This window comes from Arthrobacter sp. zg-Y40 (genome assembly GCF_020731535.1).
In the GTDB taxonomy this organism is placed as follows: Bacteria; Actinomycetota; Actinomycetes; order Actinomycetales; family Micrococcaceae; genus Arthrobacter_B.
The window spans coordinates 157,651-175,155 of sequence record NZ_JAJFZS010000008.1; the positions used below are offsets into that span (position 1 = coordinate 157,651).

Sequence of the window (17,505 nt, forward strand, 5' to 3'; positions counted from 1 at the left end):
CCGCCTGGCAGTTCTGCGGAAGTTTGGGTCGGTGGCGACTGCCGGAGCGACGATTCGGTGATCGTCATTCGGTTGCTGCTAGTGCGGCGCAACCAAGACGGCGCATCTGAATTTTTTTGCGTCTCGACAGCTAAGGGACCGAATATCCCGACTCGCTATTTGTATTCCGGTCTTGATCATGAGTCCGTGTCCCAGGGGCTTAAACGACTCTTGCAGGACATTTTCGGGACGACGGAAATTGCCACTCGTTGTATCGGCTTTATCCGGAATGTCGTCCCCGCACCTGACGAAACCTATGGATACCCGGCCCCCTGGGCTCATGTCCCGGTGTTTCTGGTCACTGATACCGCTCAGCCCGTCATAGACGGCGAATGGTATGGAGCTGGCCGAGCGCGGATCGAGCTGGCGCACCAGCATTGGTGGCCGATTGTTGAGGAGTACTTAACAACGAGGTAACCCGGCTACTTCCGGCAGCGTTCAAAGCGTGAGCATCCAACCAGCTGTATTGCACTGACCGTCATCATTGTTGCCGGCAGCTACTACGGATCCGTCAGCACGCAGGGCGAGGGTGTGCGTTGAGCCGGCCGCAACGGCAACCGCGTCACGCCATGATGCCGTATTGCACTGCCCCCGGCTGTTGTCTCCAGCGGCAAGAACGCGCCCACCGGCCGTAAGGCCCACTGTGTGCCGGCTGCCCGCTGACACAGCGACGACGTCGCGCCAGGCAGAAACGTCCTGGACCCCGGACACCCGCTCGCCAGCGGCGAGCACACGCCCGTCTGCGTCGACGGCGACGGTATGCAAATAACCCGCGGCGATCGCGCGCAGATTGCGCCACTCGGCGACGTCGCACTGTCCCCTGCGGTTATTTCCCACCGCTGTGACCGTGCCGTCGGCCCTGAGCCCTACAGAGTGCCAATCCCCGGCAGCGACCGCGACAATCTCATTCCAACCGTCAACATCGCACGCTCCCTCGCCCCGACGGCCCGCAGCCTGTGCTGTACCGTCCGCAAAGACTGCAAGCGTGCGTCGCCAACCGGCCGCTATGCCGACGACACCCGCCCAACCACCAACATCGCACTGTCCGTCATTGTTCCATCCGGTGGCGATCACAGTGCCGTTCGCGCGCAGTCCCACGGTGTGGGACCTACCGGTATTGGAAGCGGTGTGGACGTTTCCGGCGGCAACTGAACCGACGTCGGTCCACTTGCCGACGCGGCACTCCTCGGCATGAGGAATTCCCGCGGACACCACTGAGCCGTGGAAATTCACGCCGAATGAATGGCGCCGCCCTGCGGCGATAACCCCAACCTTAGGAATAAACGTGTTCACAGGGTGCACCCTATCTGGCAGAGACTGCAGGCGCCGTTTCAGGCGCCGTTTGCCCTCCCGAGGACACCCATGAGCGGGCAAGGGGCCTAATGCAGGAGTACCTGGTAGAGATTGTGGTCTTGCCATTTTCCGGCAATCTGCAGGTATCGCGGCGCCATTCCGATTTGCTGGAATCCCGCTTTCAGCAGCACCCGCTGCGAGCCAGTGTTGTGCAGAAGAGTGCTCGCTTCGATGCGGTGCAGCCCGAGTTCGTCGCGGGCCGTTTCGACGATCACCTGGACGGCAGCCGATGCCAGTCCTCGGCCGGCGTATGTGCCGTCCACCCAGTAGCCAAGACCGGCACTCTGGAAGGGTCCACGCACGATTCCTGCGAGGTTGAATCTGCCCACGACGGTGTCGCCGGCAAACAGGCCAAAGGGATACTGCGCGCCGGCTTCATTCGCAGCCAGGCGACCGGATATGTCATCGGCCTGCCAAACCTCGGTGTAGTAGTCCTCGGGGCGAACCGGTTCCCAGTGTGAAAGGTAGTCCCGGTTGCGCACGTACGCTGCGGTAAGTGCTTTCGCATCCGTCAGGCGTAAAACGCGCATGCTGACATCTTCACTAAGCTGATGCGTCCTAAACATCAGTCCACAGTAATACTCACGGCCGTCGGACCTGGACGACATTGAGCATTCAGGCGCGGGCCGACAGATAGGACGGGAGACGGGAAACGCGGGAATCAGAACGCGTGGGAGTCGGATTCCTCGATTGGTGCAGATTCATCGCTCATTTCCGCATGGCGGATAACCAGGGACGCGGTGATCAGCGCGGCCCCGAACAGCACGCACAGCCCCAGCAAGACTAGGTACATCAGCGATCCCAGCACTGCAGCGGGCGCTGATTCCACGATGGAGGGAAGCAAGAGGTTCGCGGCGTCTCCGACGCCGAAGTTCCTGTTGATGAATGGACCAAGAACTATCAGGACGACGGCAGCGATACCGAACCTGGTTCCAAACCTCATCGTTGACCTGGCCAGTGCTGTACCCGACATCTCACTCCTTGGTTGGACGGTTTTCCCACATGTTTGGGACTGAGTATGGGCGCAGGCTGCGGCGGTATCAATGCCGTGCCGGACGGAGACCCACCTACATGGAACAGGTAGCCGTGAGGAATCCGGCAAAATGTGGGTATGCCCCTTGATGATCTGCGTACCAGCCTCCAAGCACTTCCCGCATCACAACGGAGAGATGGGTATCTCGGGTTCCTGAACATGGCAGGGGATGCCTCACTGCGCAGGGACGGCGGCCCGGAGCATGTCACGGGGTCATGTTTCGTGTTTTCCCCCGCATTCGATCACGTTCTCCTGTGTTTTCATCGCAAGGGGCAGTTCTGGGTGCAGTTCGGCGGTCACATCGAACCGGAGGATGCATCGGTTGCGGACGCGGCGCAACGGGAGGCCCGCGAGGAGTCTGGAATCAGCGGTCTTCTACTGCTTGCCCGGGAGATCATGGATCTTGACCGCCACGATCTGCAGGGGGGTTTCTCTTGTTCGGCTCATTGGGATGTGGGGTTTGCCGCGGTGGTGAGCCCGGAAGCGGTGACTTCTGTGAGTGAAGAGAGCGAGGACGTCCGCTGGTTCCCGGTCAACGAATTACCGGCCCAAGTACCGGAAGGATTCAGCGCGCGCCTGGAACTCGTGCGGGATACGGCTAGGTCTTTGCCGGGGGCCCAGGTCAGCTAAGCGCTCAATCGCTCCTCGTGCTTGCGTCGGGCCCGGGCCGCGAGGAACAACAAGGACCCGATCGCTACGTAGACGGCGGCACTGAGCCAGATGGTCCCGCTTTGTTGGGTGAGGAGTGCGATGCTCGCAATGATCGCGAGGACCGGCATGAACCGTGGGGCGCTGAAGTGGTCATGGTCCACTTTGTCCTTTTTGAGGACGAGGACGCTGACGTTGGCAGACAGGAACACCAGGAGCAGCAGCAGCACGGTGGTTTCGGCCAACGAGGCGACATTTCCGGTGAGGGTCAGGACAATCGTTAGTCCGGCCACGACCACAATGGAGACCCACGGGGTGCGGCGGCCCGGCAGCACGCGGCTGAAGGCACGAGGGAGCAGTTCTGCTTCGGCCAATCCGTAGCCGACGCGGCTGGCCATAACCATAAACAGCAGTGCGCCATTGGCGATGGCGATCAGCGCGATGATGCTGAAGAGTCCGGGCGGGATTGCGACGCCGCTGGCGGCGACGACGGCGAGAAGGGGTCCGGTGGAATCGGCCAGGTCCGTCGGGTCCATAACAATGACGGCGCCGAGAGCGATCAGGAGATACACCACCCCGGCGGTGCAGATGGCGCCGAACAATGCGCGGGGGTAGGCCTTGGAGGGGTTACGTACTTCCTCGGCCATGTTTGCCGCCGCCTCAAAGCCGAGGAAGGAGAAAAAGGCGACGATGGATGCGGCGAAGGCGCCCTGGAGGGGAGGGACGTCCGGCGCGAATTCCAGGAGCCGGGATGGTTCCCCGTTGCCGGAGCCGAAAACGATGGCGCAGACGACGATGACGATGACGAGGCCGGATACCTCGATGACGGAGGCTACGAGGTTCGCGGTGAGGGACTCTTTGACGCCGCGAAGATTGATCAAAGTCAGCAGGATGATGAACACCACCGCTGCGGGCGCTGCCGGCACGTCGATGAGCGCGGTGAGGTAATCGCCCGCGAAGGCGTTCGCGAGGGCAGCGGCCGTGGTGATTCCGGAAGCCATCATCAGGAAGCCGACCAGGAATGACACGTAGGGGATGCCAAAAGCCCGGTCGGCGTAGCGCGCGGCTCCGCCGGCGTGCGGGTACTTGGTGATCAGTTCCGCGTAGGTTGCGGCAGTGAGCAGCGCGACCACCAAGGCGATCAGCAGGGGTATCCAGATCGCGCCGCCGACGTCGGAGGCCATGGTCCCCACGAGAGTGTAGATGCCGGCGCCGAGGGTGTCGCCCACGATAAACGCGAACAGCAGCGGTGCACCGATTGCCCGCTTCAGTCCGGTTTGTGGTTTTGATGTGGCTGTGCCGGTATCGTCCGTCATTGGACTATTGGATGGTGTTTGCCGTCCCAGCGCAACTACTTGGATGGAATCTTCAACACCTGAATTAACGAAGCACTTCCCTTGGGCTGGAACTCGGGAAGCGTAGCTTTGCCTTCCGTGCGACACACTTGGGCCCATGGGGGACATGTATGGGTATGGATGATCTTTCAGCGCCCGCTGATCGGGCGGACTCTTTCCGGGCTATGTACACAGCGGTGTACCCGGATGTGCTCCGGTTCGTGCAACGGCGCACAGGCGCGGCTTTGGCCGAAGACGTGGTGTCGGATGCGTTCCTCGTTGTATGGCGCCGCTTTGCCGAGGTTCCCCGGAACCACGACGACGCGCGGGCCTGGACGTTCGGAATCGCCCGGAACGTCATGTTGAACGCCGAGCGCAGCGAGCAGCGCCGGCAGGCCCTCGGCGTCCGGCTCAGTGACATTGGCGGTGAGCCTTACAGCAGCTCGCACGAGGATGCGGTGATGAGCCGGGTCGACCTCAGCCGCGCGTGGCATCTCCTGTCCGCAGTGCACCAGGAAGCACTAGGCCTGTCAGTCTTCGAGGACCTTTCCGCTCCGCAGGCGGCCGTGGTGCTCGGCATATCCCCGGTGGCCTACCGGCTCCGGCTAAGCCGCGCACGCCGCGCCCTGCGCCTGCTCATTGATCATCTTCCGGACCCTTCCAGCAGGTCAGCAGCAGCACCCGAAAGGACGGCAATGCCATGAAACGCCTTCAGGACATAGACACAATGCTGCGCAGCATGGACGCAGCGAATGAAGCCCCGGACGCCCGTCCGCAACGGGCGCAGGCCGACCTCGAGCACATCCTCGCTGGCAGCACTGCACGGAGGACGACGGCGACGGCGCCCGCGACGGTTCCGGCCAAGGTCGGGGTTGGGGAGCGGGCCAGGGCTGGAAGGAATGACCCATTCCGGGGGCAGAAGCACGGGGCGCCCGTCCGACGTCGGCGCGCCGTCGTCCTCGGCGGGTTGGCCGCAGCCGCCACGGCCGGGCTGCTCGTCCTCCCTTCGCTTTCCGGCGGTGATGCAGCATTCGCTACGTGGACAGCGAACCCGGTAACCCTTTCCGGAGCCGACCTCGATGAGGCCGCGGCGGACTGCATGGCATCGAACAAAAACACGGGGGACGGGATGTATGCACAGGACCTTGCCACCGCGGAGGTGGCTATCGCGGAGCGCCGCGGTGAGTGGATGACCGTGGTCCTTACCGGCGCCGACGGTTTCGAAGCGACCTGCATCACCGATGGTTCCGCGCCCCTGTTCGACGGGGGCATGATCGGCTCCATCGGCAGGCTCGGCGCCGAAACCGATCCCGCTGCTCGATCCCTCGCGCCCACCCAGCTGGGAACCGGGATGATCAGGAACAAACCAATCTCGATAGCTTCAGGGCGAGCCGGCGACGACGTCGTGGGAGTGACGTACATGAGTATCGCGGGTGAGGAAGTGGCTGCGACCGTGTTCAAAGGACACTTCGCCCTGTGGCTGCCCGGCGCCGAACTCCAGAACGCATCCGGTGGTGGCACAACCGTTAATGTCACCTACCGCGACGGAACCACCGGGACCCAGGAACTCAGCTTCTAGGCCCTGCGTCCCGCGCGCGAACTACCGCGGCCGCTGCCCGGCGTGCTGCCGGGCCATTTCGGAGAGCTTGGACAGCTCGGCCAGGTCCTCTTCGGAGCGCGGCGTCGGCTCAAAGCTGCCGAATTTCCGGATGGCGGCCTGCTGGATCAGGAAGTCGGCAATGGCCGGGTTCTTGGGCAGCAGGGAGCCGTGCAAGTAGCTGGCCACCACGTTCTTATACCGGGCACCCTCGGTGTTGTCCTTGGTGTTGTTGCCTTCACCCTTGCGCACCTCGGCCAACGGCTCGACGCCGGGGCCCAGGAAGGTCTGGCCGCTGTGGTTCTCGTAACCGTGGATCTCGCCGAACTCGCTGCTGACGGAGAGCACGTTGCCGATCAGCCGCACATCGCCGCCGTGCGTTTCCAGGTCCAGGATGCCGATCCCCGGGATCAGCGTGCCCTCGTGCGTCTTGAAGAACTTCCCGAACAGCTGGTACAGGCCGCAGATCACCAGCATCGGCAGGCCGTCGTCGGCCAGTGCCCGCAGCGTGGGCGCGAGTTCCTGGAGGTCCTGCTGGATCACCACCTGCCCGCTGTCCTGGCCGCCGCCGCCCACAATGATGTCCACGCCCTCGGGGAAGGTGTCCCCGGCGTTGTATTCCTCCACAACGGGGTTATAGCCGTACCATTTCAGGCGCTGCTTCAGCACCAGGACGTTGCCCCAGTCGCCGTAAATGTTCATTTCCCGCGGGTACAGCTGCAGGATTTTGATGGTGCGGTCCTCGGTCATGAGACCACCTCTACCTTCGTGATCTTGGAGAGTTCCCGGCGCACCGCCAGCATGGCGGTGTACGTGCAGAAGATCCGCATGGGAACCCCGGGTGAGTCCTTGATGAAACGCTTCAGGCCGTCCGTGATGTCCGGTTCGACGGTGCGTACGGGCACGTCGTCGTACTTCAGGCGCAGCGCCATGTCATAGGCGCGCACACCGCTGACCACGTCCACGCCGCGGTCGGCGAGGGATTCGAAGTCCACGTCCCATAGCCAGGACATGTCCCTGCCGTCGGCGTAATTGTCATTGATGGCAATCATGGTCGAGTAGCCGTGAGCCGCAAAAGATTTCAGCCCGAGGCGGAAACCGCTGGGGTTCTTCACCAGCACCAGTTCCAGCGGCTGCCCGTTGACCGTCAGTGATTCGCCGCGCCCGAAGGCCGGCTCAACGTTGGACAGCGCGGTGAACAGTGCCTCGGCGTCGGTGTCCTTGCCGGTGATGGTCCTGGCGAAGGCCAGCGCAGCAGCGGCATTGAAGATGTTGTAGACTCCCCGGAGCTTGAGGCCGGAGGTGCGGGTTGCGCCGTCGACCAGGAAATCGGCATCCGCCTCGCCAACACGGGTCAGGACGACGTCGGCTTCCTGCGTGGCTGCCAGGGCCTCGGCCAGGCTGCCGCGCATCTCGTCGTCATTGGGGAAGGTGCTGCGCAGCGAGGCATCCAGGCCGAAGTACACGGCGCGCTGGGTAGTCAGGGACTCGGCAATGCCGGCGACCCGGGGGTCCTCCCGGTTCAACACCACGGTCTCAGTGGTGGCACGGGCAATCTGCTCCAGCAGCCGAGTGGTCTTGTCGATCTCACCGAACCGGTCCAGTTGGTCCCGCAGCACGTTCAGCAGCAGGCTGTAGCGCGGCTGGATCAGCTTCACGAAGTGCACCGCGTGCGCCTCGTCCAGCTCCAGGACGGCGATGTCGGCATCCAGCCGGCCGCGCATATTCACCTCGCCCAGCAGGGCCGCGGCTACACCGCGGGTGAAGTTGCTGCCCGTGCGGTTGGTGAAGACCTTCAGGCCCTGGCTCTCGAGCAGCTCCACCACCATCTTGGTTGTGGTGGTTTTGCCATTGGTGCCGGAGACGACGGCGACGCCGAGCGGCAGGTCCGCGAGGGTGCGGCGGATGAAGTCGGGGTCGATTTTCTCCACCACCAGGCCCGGCAGGGCGGAGCCGCCGCCACGCAGTTTGGAGGCACTGCGGACCAGTTTTCCGACCAGGATGGAGAAAGAACTCATGGTTACTGAATATAGCGCACCGCCCTGTCCGCAGGCGGGCCGGGGCGGCGTGAGGCTGCACGCAAAGCTGGACGGGAACCGGTGTTTTTGACCCGGGCCGGAGCGGCAGCAGGGGCCGCAGGGGAAAGTGCGGCAGCGTTTCCGCCGCCGGAACGGGATTCGGTCGCTAGAATTATGGCAGTGCGTTCGGGAAGCCAGCCGGTGTCCCTGTCTGGGCGGGTATTCCCGCGGCCCAAGGCAGGCGGTGGGCAGCCGGACTTTTTATCCACAGGATCTTTAGGAGAAGCGTAGAGCATGTCGGGCCACTCTAAATGGGCAACCACCAAGCACAAGAAGGCCGTAATTGATGCCAAGCGCGCCAAGTCCTTCGCCAAGCTGATCAAGAACATCGAAGTTGCAGCACGTGCCGGCGGCGCCGACATGGCGGGCAATCCGGCCCTTGAACTGGCCGTTTCAAAGGCCAAGAAGACCTCTGTGCCCATCGACAACATCAACCGTGCCGTCAAGCGCGGTGCCGGCCTGCTGGGCGAGGCCGTCGACTACCAGACCATCATGTATGAAGGCTACGGTCCCCAGGGCTCGGCCCTGCTGATCGAGTGCCTCACGGACAACAAGAACCGCGCAGCATCCGAGGTGCGCCTGGCGGTAACGCGCAACGGCGGCAACATGGGCGATCCGGGCTCGGTGGCCTACATGTTCACCCGCAAGGGCGTCGTGAACCTGCCCAAGAACGGCCTCACCGAAGATGACCTGTTGATGGCCGTGCTGGATGCCGGCGCAGATGAGGTCAAGGAGTCCGGCGAGAACTTCGAGATCATCTCGGAGCCGCAGGACCTGCGCGCCGTTGTTGGTGCCTTGGAAGAAGCCGGCATCGAGTACGAAACCGACGAAGCCGAATTCGTACCCTCCATGCATGTGGAACTGGATGCCGATGCTTCCCGCAAGTTCCTCAAGCTCGTGGACGCCCTCGAAGAGCTCGACGACGTGCAGAACGTCTACTCCAACGCTGACATCCCGGCCGCAGTCATGGCCGAGCTTGAAGAAGACGACTAAGCGCCCATCCAGTGTCTTTACGCGTCCTGGGGGTGGACCCCGGCCTGACCCGCTGCGGCCTCGGGGTAGTTGAGGTCGAAGGGAACCGCCGGGCCACCCTCGTGGCCGTCGGTGTTGTAGGCACCGTGGCCGGAACCGCCCTGGATGCCCGGCTGCTGGTGATCTCCGAAGCCATCGAACTGTGGCTGGATACCCACCGGCCGGACGTCCTGGCGGTGGAGCGGGTCTTCAGCCAGCTCAACGTCAGCACCGTGATGGGCACCGCCCAGGCCTCCGGCGTCGTCATTGCCGCCGCGGCCCGGCGCGGCATCCCCGTGGCCCTGCACACACCCACCGAGGTCAAGGCGGCGGTCACCGGATCCGGTTCGGCCAACAAGGACGCGGTGGGCAAGATGGTCACCAAGATCCTGCGGCTGGACGAAATGCCCAAGCCCGCCGACGCCGCCGATGCCCTGGCCCTGGCCATCACGCACGCCTGGCGGCGCGGCGTCGCCGGCCCCGGACCCACTGCCGGTTCGGCATCCCGGGGCACCGCACCGAACACCGGCATGACGGCGGCGCAGCGGCTGTGGGCGGAAGCCGAAGCACGCGCAAAACGCGGAAGCTACTGAACAGCAGGGGAATGCGGGCACCAGCAAGTAGGGTATTCGTAGATATGTTCTATACAGCCTCTGGAGTTCCTTCATGATCAGTTCCCTCCGCGGGGTCGTTTCGCACGTGGGCCTCAATTCGGCAGTCATCGATGTCCACGGACTCGGGATGCTCATCCAGGCCACGCCCCAGACCCTCGCCACCCTGCGCACGGGAAGTGAAGCGTCCGTCCACACGGCCATGATTGTCCGCGAGGACTCCATGACCCTTTACGGCTTCTCCGACGCCGACCAGCGCGAGGTATTTGAAATCCTCCTCGGCGTCAGTGGTGTCGGGCCGCGGATCGCGCTGGCCGTCCTGGCCGTGCACACCCCCGAAGCCATCCGCGTGGCCGCCTCCACCGGAGACGACAAGGCCTTCAGTAAGGTCTCCGGCATAGGCCCCAAGGGTGCCCGGCGCATCGTCCTGGAACTGGCGGACAAGCTGGTGCCGCACGGAACAACGGAAAACCCTGCCGCCCCGCGCTGGCAGGAGCAGGTGCTGGCAGCCATGACCGGGCTGGGCTGGTCCGAAAAGGATGCCACGACGGCCATCGAGGACACCGCTGCCGAACACCCCGACGTCGCCGCAACCGGCAACGTGGGCGAGATCCTGAAGCTGACCCTGCGACGCCTGGGCACCGACGGCGCCCGCGCATCCTCACGCCGGAAGGCCGGCTGACATGTCCGCTGAATCACTGGTCGCCCCGGGCCCGGACCCGGACGACAAAGCCATAGAAGCCGCCCTGCGGCCCAAGAACCTGGATGACTTCGTGGGGCAGAAACGCGTCCGCGAACAGCTGTCCCTGGTCCTGGAAGCGTCCCGGCTGCGCGGCCGAAGCGCAGACCATGTGCTGCTTTCCGGTCCGCCCGGCCTTGGCAAGACCACCCTCTCGATGATCATCGCTGCGGAAATGAACGCGCCGCTGCGGATCAGCTCCGGACCGGCCATCCAGCACGCCGGCGACCTGGCCGCCATCCTGTCCTCCCTGACCGAGGGCGAGGTGCTGTTCCTGGACGAAATCCACCGGATGTCCCGGCCGGCCGAGGAAATGCTCTACATGGCGATGGAAGATTTCCGGGTAGACATTGTGGTGGGAAAGGGAGCCGGCGCCACCGCCATTCCCCTGGAGCTGCCTCCCTTCACCCTGGTGGGTGCCACCACCCGTGCCGGCCTGCTGCCGGGCCCGCTCCGGGACCGTTTCGGCTTCACCGGGCACCTGGAGTTCTATTCCACGGACGAGCTGGAACTGGTGCTGCGCCGCTCAGCCATGCTGATGGATATGAAGGTCAACTCGGCCGGGTTCGCCGAGGTGGCCGGCCGCTCCCGCGGCACGCCCCGTATTGCCAACCGGCTGCTGCGGCGGGTCCGCGACTGGGCCCTGGTCCACGGCATCGAACAGATTGACGCCCGTTCGGCCGGCGCCGCCCTGGATATGTACGAAGTGGATGTGCTTGGCCTGGACCGGCTGGACCGGGCAGTGCTGACCGCCCTGATCACCAAATTCAACGGCGGCCCGGTGGGCCTGTCCACCCTGGCCATCGCCGTCGGTGAGGAACCGGAAACGGTTGAAACAGTGGCTGAGCCTTACTTGGTCCGCGAGGGGCTGCTGGGCCGGACCCCGCGGGGCCGGATTGCCACCCGCGCGGCCTGGGAGCACCTGGGGCTGCAAATGCCCGAACACGTGGCCGCGGCCATGCCCGCGAACATGTTCTCCGGACCCGGCACGGCCACCGCGGCCGGAGCCGGTGACTGGACGCCTCAGGAAACTTAACAGGTTCCTTCCACGTTTTCCCCTTAGACTGGCCCTACGGCACGGTCCCGGCGCGATGCCCGGAAATGCCTGAACCTTCCCCAACAGAAATGGAACTCCCCACGTGAATCCCACTGATCTCCTTCTTCCCCTGCTCCTGGTGGTCTTCGTGATCATGATGTTCCGCAAGCAGAAGAAGACGACGCAGTCGGTGGCCCAGCAGCGTTCCCAGATGGTTCCGGGCACCGAGGTCATGACCCAGTTCGGGCTTTTCGGGCGGATCGTTTCCGTGGACCAGGAAGAAAACAAGGCCGTCCTGGAGCTGTCCCCGGGCAACACCGCTACCGTGCACTTGCAGGCGCTGACCAAGGTAGTCACTGTCCCGGCCGCTGAAGAAGACACGGAAACCGGAACCGCCGTTGTTCCCGACGACGCTTCTTCGCTGACCCTCGGCAAGGACCCTCACGGCAGCACGGACGCCACTGTCGCCCGTGACGCAGCTGCTCCTCAGGACGAGACTCCCGAAGAAACACTCAAGCGCCTGAACCGCGACGAGAAAAAAGAGAACTAGACTCTCCACGAGCCAAGCGGGGCATTGCGGTCCCGCTTGCCTCACCGGAGCCCGAACGGTTCCGGTGATCTTCGCCCTTAAGGAATATTCCCTATGCCCCGTACCGGCCCCGGCTCGGCCGCCAAAAAGACGCTCATCTGGTTGGGCGTCATTTTTGCGGCCCTTGCCCTTCTGCTTGGCGGAGGCTCCATGTGGAGCAACGCCAGCTGGACCCCGAAGCTTGCCCTCGACCTTGAGGGCGGCACCCAGATGATCCTGGCACCCGAGGTGCAGGGCGGTGACAATGAAATCACTGCCGAGCAGCTGGACCAGGCCGTGGAGATCATCCGCCAGCGCGTGGACGGCAGCGGCGTCTCCGAAGCGGAGATCAGCACGCAGTCCAACCGCAACGTCGTGGTCTCGCTGCCGGGTGTCCCGGATGCCGAAACCCGCGAACTCATCCAGGCCTCAGCCCAGATGGAGTTCCGCCCGGTCCTGGCCGGCGGCGGGGGACAGGGAGCAGCGGTCACCGACCCGACTCCCGCTGAGCAGCTGCCGACGCCGTCAGCCGAGCCGACGGACAAGTCGGACACCAACTGGATTACCCCGGAACTGCAGACCGAGTTCGAAACCACCGACTGCTTGAACCCGGACACCATCGCCAACGCGGAGCAGGCGCCGGCGGACCAGCCGATGGTCGCGTGCGAACCCGGCACGGCCGGAAAGTACATCCTGGGTCCGGTGGAAGTTCCCGGTGCGGATATCTCCACCGCCAGCTTCGGAATGGCACAGAGCAGCAACGGTGTTTCCACCGGGCAGTGGGCCGTCAACATCGACTTCAACGATGAGGGCACTGACGCGTTCCGTGGAGTCACCGAGCGGCTGATCACCTTCAAGGGCGATCCGCGGAACCAGTTCGCGATTGTCCTGGACGGACAGATCATCTCTGCACCCACGGTTAACAACGTGATCACCGACGGCAACGCACAGATCACCGGCACCTTCACCCAGGAGAGCGCGAAGGCGCTGTCCGAGCAGCTGAAGTACGGTGCCCTGCCGATCAGCTTCGACATCCAGAGCGAACAGCAGGTGTCCGCCACCCTCGGTGCCGACCAGCTGCGGATGGGCATTATCGCCGGCCTGATCGGCCTCATCCTGGTGGCCGTCTACTCGCTCTTCCAGTACCGCGCACTGGGCTTCGTCACTATCGCGTCCCTGGTGGTTGCCGGTGTGCTGACCTATCTGGCCATCGCCATCCTGGGCTGGAGCCAGAACTACCGGCTGTCGCTGGCCGGTGTGGCGGGCCTAATTGTCGCCATCGGCCAGACAGCGGACTCGTTCATCGTCTACTTTGAACGCATCCGCGACGAACTGCGCGACGGACGCGGACTGGTCTCCGCTGTGGACACCGGCTGGAAGCGGGCCAAGCGCACCGTACTGGCCTCCAAGGCAGTGAACATCCTGGCCGCCGTCGTGCTCTACTTCGTTGCCGTTGGCAACGTGCGCGGCTTCGCGTTCACCCTCGGACTGACCGCCGTCGCCGACCTGATCGTGGTCTTTATGTTCACGCACCCGACCATGGTGTTGCTGGCCCGCACCAAGTTCTTCGGTGAAGGACACCGGTTCTCCGGCCTGGATGCCAGCAGGCTGGGCGCGGTGCCGCTGTACCGCGGTGCCGGCCGGATGCGCGAGCCCGGCGATGCCCCGGCCCTGCGCGGCAAGAACAAGGCCGCTGCCAAGGAAGCCGAGCGCCGGATGACCATTGCCGAGCGCCGGCTTGCCGAAAAGCACGACTCCATGGCCGGCAGCGGCCGCAGCTCCGAGAAGGACGGCGAGTAATGAGCAAGCTCCCCAGTTTCGCCGCATTCGGCAATGACCTCTACACCGGAAAGCGGTCCTACAACTTCGTTGGCAAAGCGAAGCTGTGGTTCCTGATCGCGGGGGTTGCCGTAGTCATTTCCATCCTCATCCCGGTGGCCAAGGGTGGCTTCAACCTCGGTATCGAGTTCCGCGGCGGTTCCGAGTTCACGGTCTCCAACGTGGCCAACACCGATGTCGGCCGCGGTGAGGAAGCCGTAGCCGAGGTGGCCGGCACCGCAGACCCGAAGGTCACCAACATTGCCCCGGGCACCATGCGGATCCAGACGGAGAAGCTCAGCGACGACCAGACCATCCAGGTCAAGGAGTCACTGGCCGATACCTACGGCGTGAGCCAGGATGAGGTCACCTCCACGTTCATCGGTCCCACGTGGGGCAGCGACGTCAGCCGGCAGGCATTGGTTGGCCTGATCGTGTTCGTGGCGCTGGCCGCGGTGCTGATGGCTCTGTACTTCCGGACCTGGAAGATGTCGCTGGCTGCCGTCACCGGACTGCTGGTAGTCATGGTGGTGACCGCCGGTGTGTACGCGCTGAGCGGTTTCGAGGTGACGCCGTCGGCCATCATCGGGTTCCTGACCGTGCTCAGCTATTCGCTGTATGACACCGTGGTGGTCTTCGACAAGGTCCGCGAAAACACCAAGGACCTGGATAAGCGCACCAAGCGGACCTTCGCCGAGGAAGTGAACCTGGCCGTCAACCAGACCCTGGTCCGGTCCATCAACACTTCCGTGGTGGCAGTGCTTCCGGTGGCCTCCATCCTGTTCATTGGTGCCCTGCTGCTGGGTGCAGGCACCCTGAAGGACCTGTCCCTGGCACTGTTTGTCGGGATCATCCTGGGCACCATTGCCACCATCTTCATCGCAGCGCCCATGTACGCATGGCTGCGCCGCGACGAGGCCGGGATCCGCAAGCAGGCCAAACGCGTCGAAGAACGCCGCGCCGGCAAGACGCCGGCCGTCGCCGACGCCTAGTACCTCCGGGAGTCCGGGCCCGCACCGGAACTGCTCACGAATAAACCCCACGGTTCCGTACTCCCTGCCGGGAGTGCGGAACCTGCGGTTTAAGCGGTGCGGGCAGGCTTAGACTGGTTGACAGGGCACTTGTACTGAATTTTTCGAAGAAAGGTCGGCAGTGGGCAACAGCGCAACACCTGCCAATGGGGCAGGGAACAGCCGCGCCGCCGGGATCGATCCGGGGCCCGAGGCCGCCGCGGCTCCTGACGCCGCGGCGCCGGACACGGCTGTCCCCACCCCGGCTGACTCCGTGCAGGCTCCGGCCCGTGCAGCCGTGGCTCCCGTAGCGGCTCCCGCACCGGCTCCCGCTCCCGCAGGAGCCGCGGCCAAGCCCGGCGCCGGACGGACACCCCCAACAGGCCGCCGCGGCTCCACGCGCGCCCGGCTTGCCCGCCTCGCCGGACGCGGCAACCCCGGGTATTCACCCATGCTCGAACCGCTGCTGCGCACCGTCCGGGTGAACAACCCCAAGGAAGACCTGGACCTGATCCAGCGGGCCTACGTGGTGGCCGAACGCAGCCACGAAGGGCAGAAGCGCAAGAGCGGCGATCCCTACATCACGCACCCTGTGGCCGTGGCCACCATCCTCGCCGAGCTCGGGATGACCGGAACCACGCTGGCGGCGGCCCTGCTGCACGACACCGTGGAAGACACCAGCTACACGCTGGAGGAGCTGCGCCGTGAGTTCGGCCCGGAAGTGGCCATGCTCGTGGACGGGGTCACCAAGCTGGACAAGGTCACCTTCGGTGACGCAGCCCAGTCCGAGACGGTCCGCAAAATGGTCGTCGCGATGGCCAAGGACATCCGCGTGCTGGTCATCAAGCTCGCGGATCGGCTGCACAACGCGCGGACCTGGCGGTTTGTCTCGCCGGAGTCCTCCGCCAAGAAAGCCCGCGAAACCCTGGAGATCTTCGCACCGCTGGCGCACCGCCTCGGCATGAACACCATCAAGTGGGAGCTGGAAGACCTTTCCTTCGCCGCACTGCACCCGAAGGTCTACGACGAAATTGTGCGGATGGTGGGGGACCGGACGCCCGAGCGTGAAAAGTACCTGGGCACCGTCCGCTCCCAGATTGCCGATGACCTCCATGCGGTGAAGATCAAGGCGACCATCACCGGCCGGCCCAAGCACTACTACTCCATCTACCAGAAGATGATCGTGCGGGGGAAAGACTTCGACGACATCCATGACCTGATGGGTGTACGGGTCCTGGTCGACTCCGTACGGGACTGCTATGCGACGCTGGGCGCCCTGCACGCCCGGTGGAATCCTTTGCCGGGACGGTTCAAGGACTACATCGCGATGCCGAAGTTCAACATGTACCAGTCACTGCACACCACGGTGATCGGTCCGGGCGGCAAACCGGTGGAGATCCAGATCCGCACCCATGACATGCACCGCCGGGCCGAGTACGGCGTGGCTGCGCACTGGAAGTACAAAGACGGCAGCAAGTCGCCCGAAACCGCCGATGACATGGGCTGGCTCCGCAGCCTGGTGGACTGGCAGCAGGAAACTTCGGATCCGGATGAGTTCCTGGATTCGCTGCGGTTCGAGATTAATGCCCGCGAAGTGTTTGTCTTCACTCCCAAGGGCGAGGTTATGGCCCTGCCGGCCGGGTCGACGCCGGTGGACTTTGCCTACGCGGTGCACACCGAGGTGGGGCACCGGACCATCGGTGCCCGAGTTAACGGCAAACTCGTTCCGCTGAACAGCGAGCTGCAGCACGGTGACTGGGTGGAGATCTTCACTTCCAAGGCCGAAGGCGCCGGTCCCAGCCAGGACTGGCAGGGCTTCGTGAAGAGCCCGCGGGCCCGGAACAAGATCCGCCAGTGGTTCACCAAGGAACGCCGCGAAGAAGCCATTGAAAAGGGCAAGGACCTGCTGACGCGCGGAATGCGCAAGCAGAACCTTCCGCTGCAGCGGCTGATGACCCACGACGCGCTGGTGGCAGTGGCCGAGGAGCTGCACCACCAGGACATCTCGGCACTCTATGCGGCCGTGGGCGACGGGCATACCTCGGCGCAGAACGTCATTGAGCACCTGGTCGGCCTGATGGGCGGCCATGAAGGTGCCGAGGAGGATTTGGCCGAAACCCCGGTGGCCACGGCCGCCCGGCGCCCGAAGTTCACCGACTCCGGTGTCACCGTGCGCGGCACCGGCGACGTGTGGGTGAAGCTCGCGCGCTGCTGCACCCCCGTGCCGCCGGATCCGATCATCGGGTTCGTCACCCGGGGCTCCGGGGTGTCCGTGCACCGCAGCGACTGCCGCAACGTGCAGGAACTGCGGGCCACTCCGGACCGCATTGTGCCGGTGGAATGGGCGCCCACCCAGTCCAGCGTCTTCCTGGTGGAAATCCAGGTGGAGGCCCTGGACCGCAAGAGCCTGCTGTCCGACGTCACCCGGGTGCTGTCGGAAAACCACGTGAACATCCTCTCCGCCAGCGTCAACACCTCCAGCGACCGCGTGGCCATGTCGAAGTTCGTCTTCGAGATGGGGGACCCGAAATACCTCAGCCACATCCTCAGCGCCGTACGCAAGATCGACGGCGTCTTCGATGTGTACCGGACCACAGGGTCCCAGCGGCGGGTATAGCACCGGCCCCCGG

17 protein-coding genes are annotated in these 17,505 nt (G+C 64.4%); 11 read left to right on the forward strand and 6 right to left on the reverse strand.

Going from position 1 to position 17,505, the window contains the following annotated elements:
- Window positions 1-477: 477 nt before the first annotated feature.
- The 3 genes from LJ754_RS08125 to LJ754_RS08135 all read right to left on the reverse strand — a co-directional run bounded on the left by LJ754_RS08125 (window position 478) and on the right by LJ754_RS08135 (window position 2,365).
- A complete protein-coding gene (locus LJ754_RS08125; RefSeq protein WP_227926201.1) occupies window positions 478-1,332 on the reverse strand; it encodes an RCC1 domain-containing protein in 855 nt (284 codons plus the stop codon).
- Between the two features lie 86 nt (window positions 1,333-1,418).
- Window positions 1,419-1,922: a GNAT family N-acetyltransferase gene (locus LJ754_RS08130; protein ID WP_227926202.1), complete on the reverse strand. Its 504-nt coding sequence runs from the start codon at window positions 1,920-1,922 to the stop codon at window positions 1,419-1,421.
- Window positions 1,923-2,053: 131 nt separating this feature from the next.
- Window positions 2,054-2,365: a hypothetical protein gene (locus tag LJ754_RS08135; protein ID WP_227926203.1), complete on the reverse strand. Its 312-nt coding sequence runs from the start codon at window positions 2,363-2,365 to the stop codon at window positions 2,054-2,056.
- Window positions 2,366-2,503: 138 nt separating this feature from the next.
- Between LJ754_RS08135 and LJ754_RS08140 the strand changes: the two genes are divergently transcribed.
- On the forward strand, window positions 2,504-3,055 hold the full coding sequence (locus LJ754_RS08140; protein WP_227926204.1) for an NUDIX hydrolase: 552 nt from the start codon (window positions 2,504-2,506) through the stop codon (window positions 3,053-3,055).
- On the opposite strand, the gene LJ754_RS08145 is transcribed toward LJ754_RS08140, so the two are convergent.
- Entirely contained in the window at window positions 3,052-4,389 is a 1,338-nt protein-coding gene (locus LJ754_RS08145; protein ID WP_227926205.1) for an APC family permease, read from the reverse strand. The two genes, LJ754_RS08140 and LJ754_RS08145, sit on opposite strands and share 4 nt — an antisense overlap.
- Before the next feature lie 155 nt (window positions 4,390-4,544).
- Here LJ754_RS08145 and LJ754_RS08150 point away from each other — a divergent pair, with 155 nt between their 5' ends.
- Both LJ754_RS08150 and LJ754_RS08155 read left to right on the forward strand, forming a co-directional pair.
- Window positions 4,545-5,111: an RNA polymerase sigma factor gene (locus LJ754_RS08150; RefSeq protein ID WP_227926206.1), complete on the forward strand. Its 567-nt coding sequence runs from the start codon at window positions 4,545-4,547 to the stop codon at window positions 5,109-5,111.
- Window positions 5,108-5,986, forward strand: a complete 879-nt coding sequence (locus LJ754_RS08155) for a hypothetical protein (protein ID WP_227926207.1) — start codon at window positions 5,108-5,110, stop codon at window positions 5,984-5,986. Before LJ754_RS08150 ends, LJ754_RS08155 begins: the two co-directional genes overlap by 4 nt.
- Before the next feature lie 21 nt (window positions 5,987-6,007).
- Here LJ754_RS08155 and LJ754_RS08160 read toward each other — a convergent pair whose 3' ends face one another.
- Entirely contained in the window at window positions 6,008-6,754 is a 747-nt protein-coding gene (locus tag LJ754_RS08160) for a type 1 glutamine amidotransferase (protein ID WP_227911513.1), read from the reverse strand.
- The gene (locus tag LJ754_RS08165) at window positions 6,751-8,022 is read right to left on the reverse strand and encodes a Mur ligase family protein (protein ID WP_227926208.1); all 1,272 of its coding nucleotides are present in this window, start codon (window positions 8,020-8,022) and stop codon (window positions 6,751-6,753) included. The genes LJ754_RS08160 and LJ754_RS08165 overlap by 4 nt, the downstream gene beginning before the upstream one ends.
- Before the next feature lie 294 nt (window positions 8,023-8,316).
- Here LJ754_RS08165 and LJ754_RS08170 point away from each other — a divergent pair, with 294 nt between their 5' ends.
- The 8 genes from LJ754_RS08170 (at window position 8,317) to LJ754_RS08205 (ending at window position 17,492) form a co-directional block, all read left to right on the forward strand.
- Window positions 8,317-9,075, forward strand: coding sequence for a YebC/PmpR family DNA-binding transcriptional regulator (locus LJ754_RS08170; RefSeq protein ID WP_227926209.1), 759 nt, complete (start codon window positions 8,317-8,319; stop codon window positions 9,073-9,075).
- Window positions 9,076-9,086: 11 nt separating this feature from the next.
- Entirely contained in the window at window positions 9,087-9,686 is a 600-nt protein-coding gene (ruvC, locus tag LJ754_RS08175; RefSeq protein WP_227911510.1) for a crossover junction endodeoxyribonuclease RuvC, read from the forward strand.
- A gap of 73 nt (window positions 9,687-9,759) precedes the next feature.
- On the forward strand, window positions 9,760-10,386 hold the full coding sequence (ruvA, locus tag LJ754_RS08180; RefSeq protein WP_227926210.1) for a Holliday junction branch migration protein RuvA: 627 nt from the start codon (window positions 9,760-9,762) through the stop codon (window positions 10,384-10,386).
- Between the two features lies 1 nt (window position 10,387).
- Window positions 10,388-11,479, forward strand: a complete 1,092-nt coding sequence (ruvB, locus tag LJ754_RS08185) for a Holliday junction branch migration DNA helicase RuvB (protein ID WP_227926211.1) — start codon at window positions 10,388-10,390, stop codon at window positions 11,477-11,479.
- 103 nt (window positions 11,480-11,582) lie between these two features.
- On the forward strand, window positions 11,583-12,029 hold the full coding sequence (locus LJ754_RS08190) for a preprotein translocase subunit YajC (protein ID WP_227926212.1): 447 nt from the start codon (window positions 11,583-11,585) through the stop codon (window positions 12,027-12,029).
- A gap of 93 nt (window positions 12,030-12,122) precedes the next feature.
- Window positions 12,123-13,847: a protein translocase subunit SecD gene (secD, locus tag LJ754_RS08195; RefSeq protein ID WP_227911506.1), complete on the forward strand. Its 1,725-nt coding sequence runs from the start codon at window positions 12,123-12,125 to the stop codon at window positions 13,845-13,847.
- Window positions 13,847-14,857: a protein translocase subunit SecF gene (secF, locus tag LJ754_RS08200; protein ID WP_227926213.1), complete on the forward strand. Its 1,011-nt coding sequence runs from the start codon at window positions 13,847-13,849 to the stop codon at window positions 14,855-14,857. The genes secD and secF overlap by 1 nt, the downstream gene beginning before the upstream one ends.
- Before the next feature lie 469 nt (window positions 14,858-15,326).
- Complete coding sequence (locus LJ754_RS08205) at window positions 15,327-17,492, forward strand: RelA/SpoT family protein (RefSeq protein ID WP_227911594.1); 2,166 nt, start codon at window positions 15,327-15,329, stop codon at window positions 17,490-17,492.
- Window positions 17,493-17,505 lie beyond the last annotated feature (13 nt).

Coding starts and splice junctions, on each gene's coding strand:
- LJ754_RS08130 (WP_227926202.1), bottom strand. CDS start 1,922: ATGCGCGTTTTACGCCTGACGGATGCGAAAGCACTTACCGCAGCGTAC.
- LJ754_RS08135 (WP_227926203.1), bottom strand. CDS start 2,365: ATGTCGGGTACAGCACTGGCCAGGTCAACGATGAGGTTTGGAACCAGG.
- LJ754_RS08140 (WP_227926204.1), top strand. CDS start 2,504: ATGCCCCTTGATGATCTGCGTACCAGCCTCCAAGCACTTCCCGCATCA.
- LJ754_RS08145 (WP_227926205.1), bottom strand. CDS start 4,389: ATGACGGACGATACCGGCACAGCCACATCAAAACCACAAACCGGACTG.
- LJ754_RS08150 (WP_227926206.1), top strand. CDS start 4,545: ATGGATGATCTTTCAGCGCCCGCTGATCGGGCGGACTCTTTCCGGGCT.
- LJ754_RS08155 (WP_227926207.1), top strand. CDS start 5,108: ATGAAACGCCTTCAGGACATAGACACAATGCTGCGCAGCATGGACGCA.
- LJ754_RS08160 (WP_227911513.1), bottom strand. CDS start 6,754: ATGACCGAGGACCGCACCATCAAAATCCTGCAGCTGTACCCGCGGGAA.
- LJ754_RS08165 (WP_227926208.1), bottom strand. CDS start 8,022: ATGAGTTCTTTCTCCATCCTGGTCGGAAAACTGGTCCGCAGTGCCTCC.
- LJ754_RS08170 (WP_227926209.1), top strand. CDS start 8,317: ATGTCGGGCCACTCTAAATGGGCAACCACCAAGCACAAGAAGGCCGTA.
- ruvA (WP_227926210.1), top strand. CDS start 9,760: ATGATCAGTTCCCTCCGCGGGGTCGTTTCGCACGTGGGCCTCAATTCG.
- ruvB (WP_227926211.1), top strand. CDS start 10,388: ATGTCCGCTGAATCACTGGTCGCCCCGGGCCCGGACCCGGACGACAAA.
- secD (WP_227911506.1), top strand. CDS start 12,123: ATGCCCCGTACCGGCCCCGGCTCGGCCGCCAAAAAGACGCTCATCTGG.
- secF (WP_227926213.1), top strand. CDS start 13,847: ATGAGCAAGCTCCCCAGTTTCGCCGCATTCGGCAATGACCTCTACACC.
- LJ754_RS08205 (WP_227911594.1), top strand. CDS start 15,327: ATGCTCGAACCGCTGCTGCGCACCGTCCGGGTGAACAACCCCAAGGAA.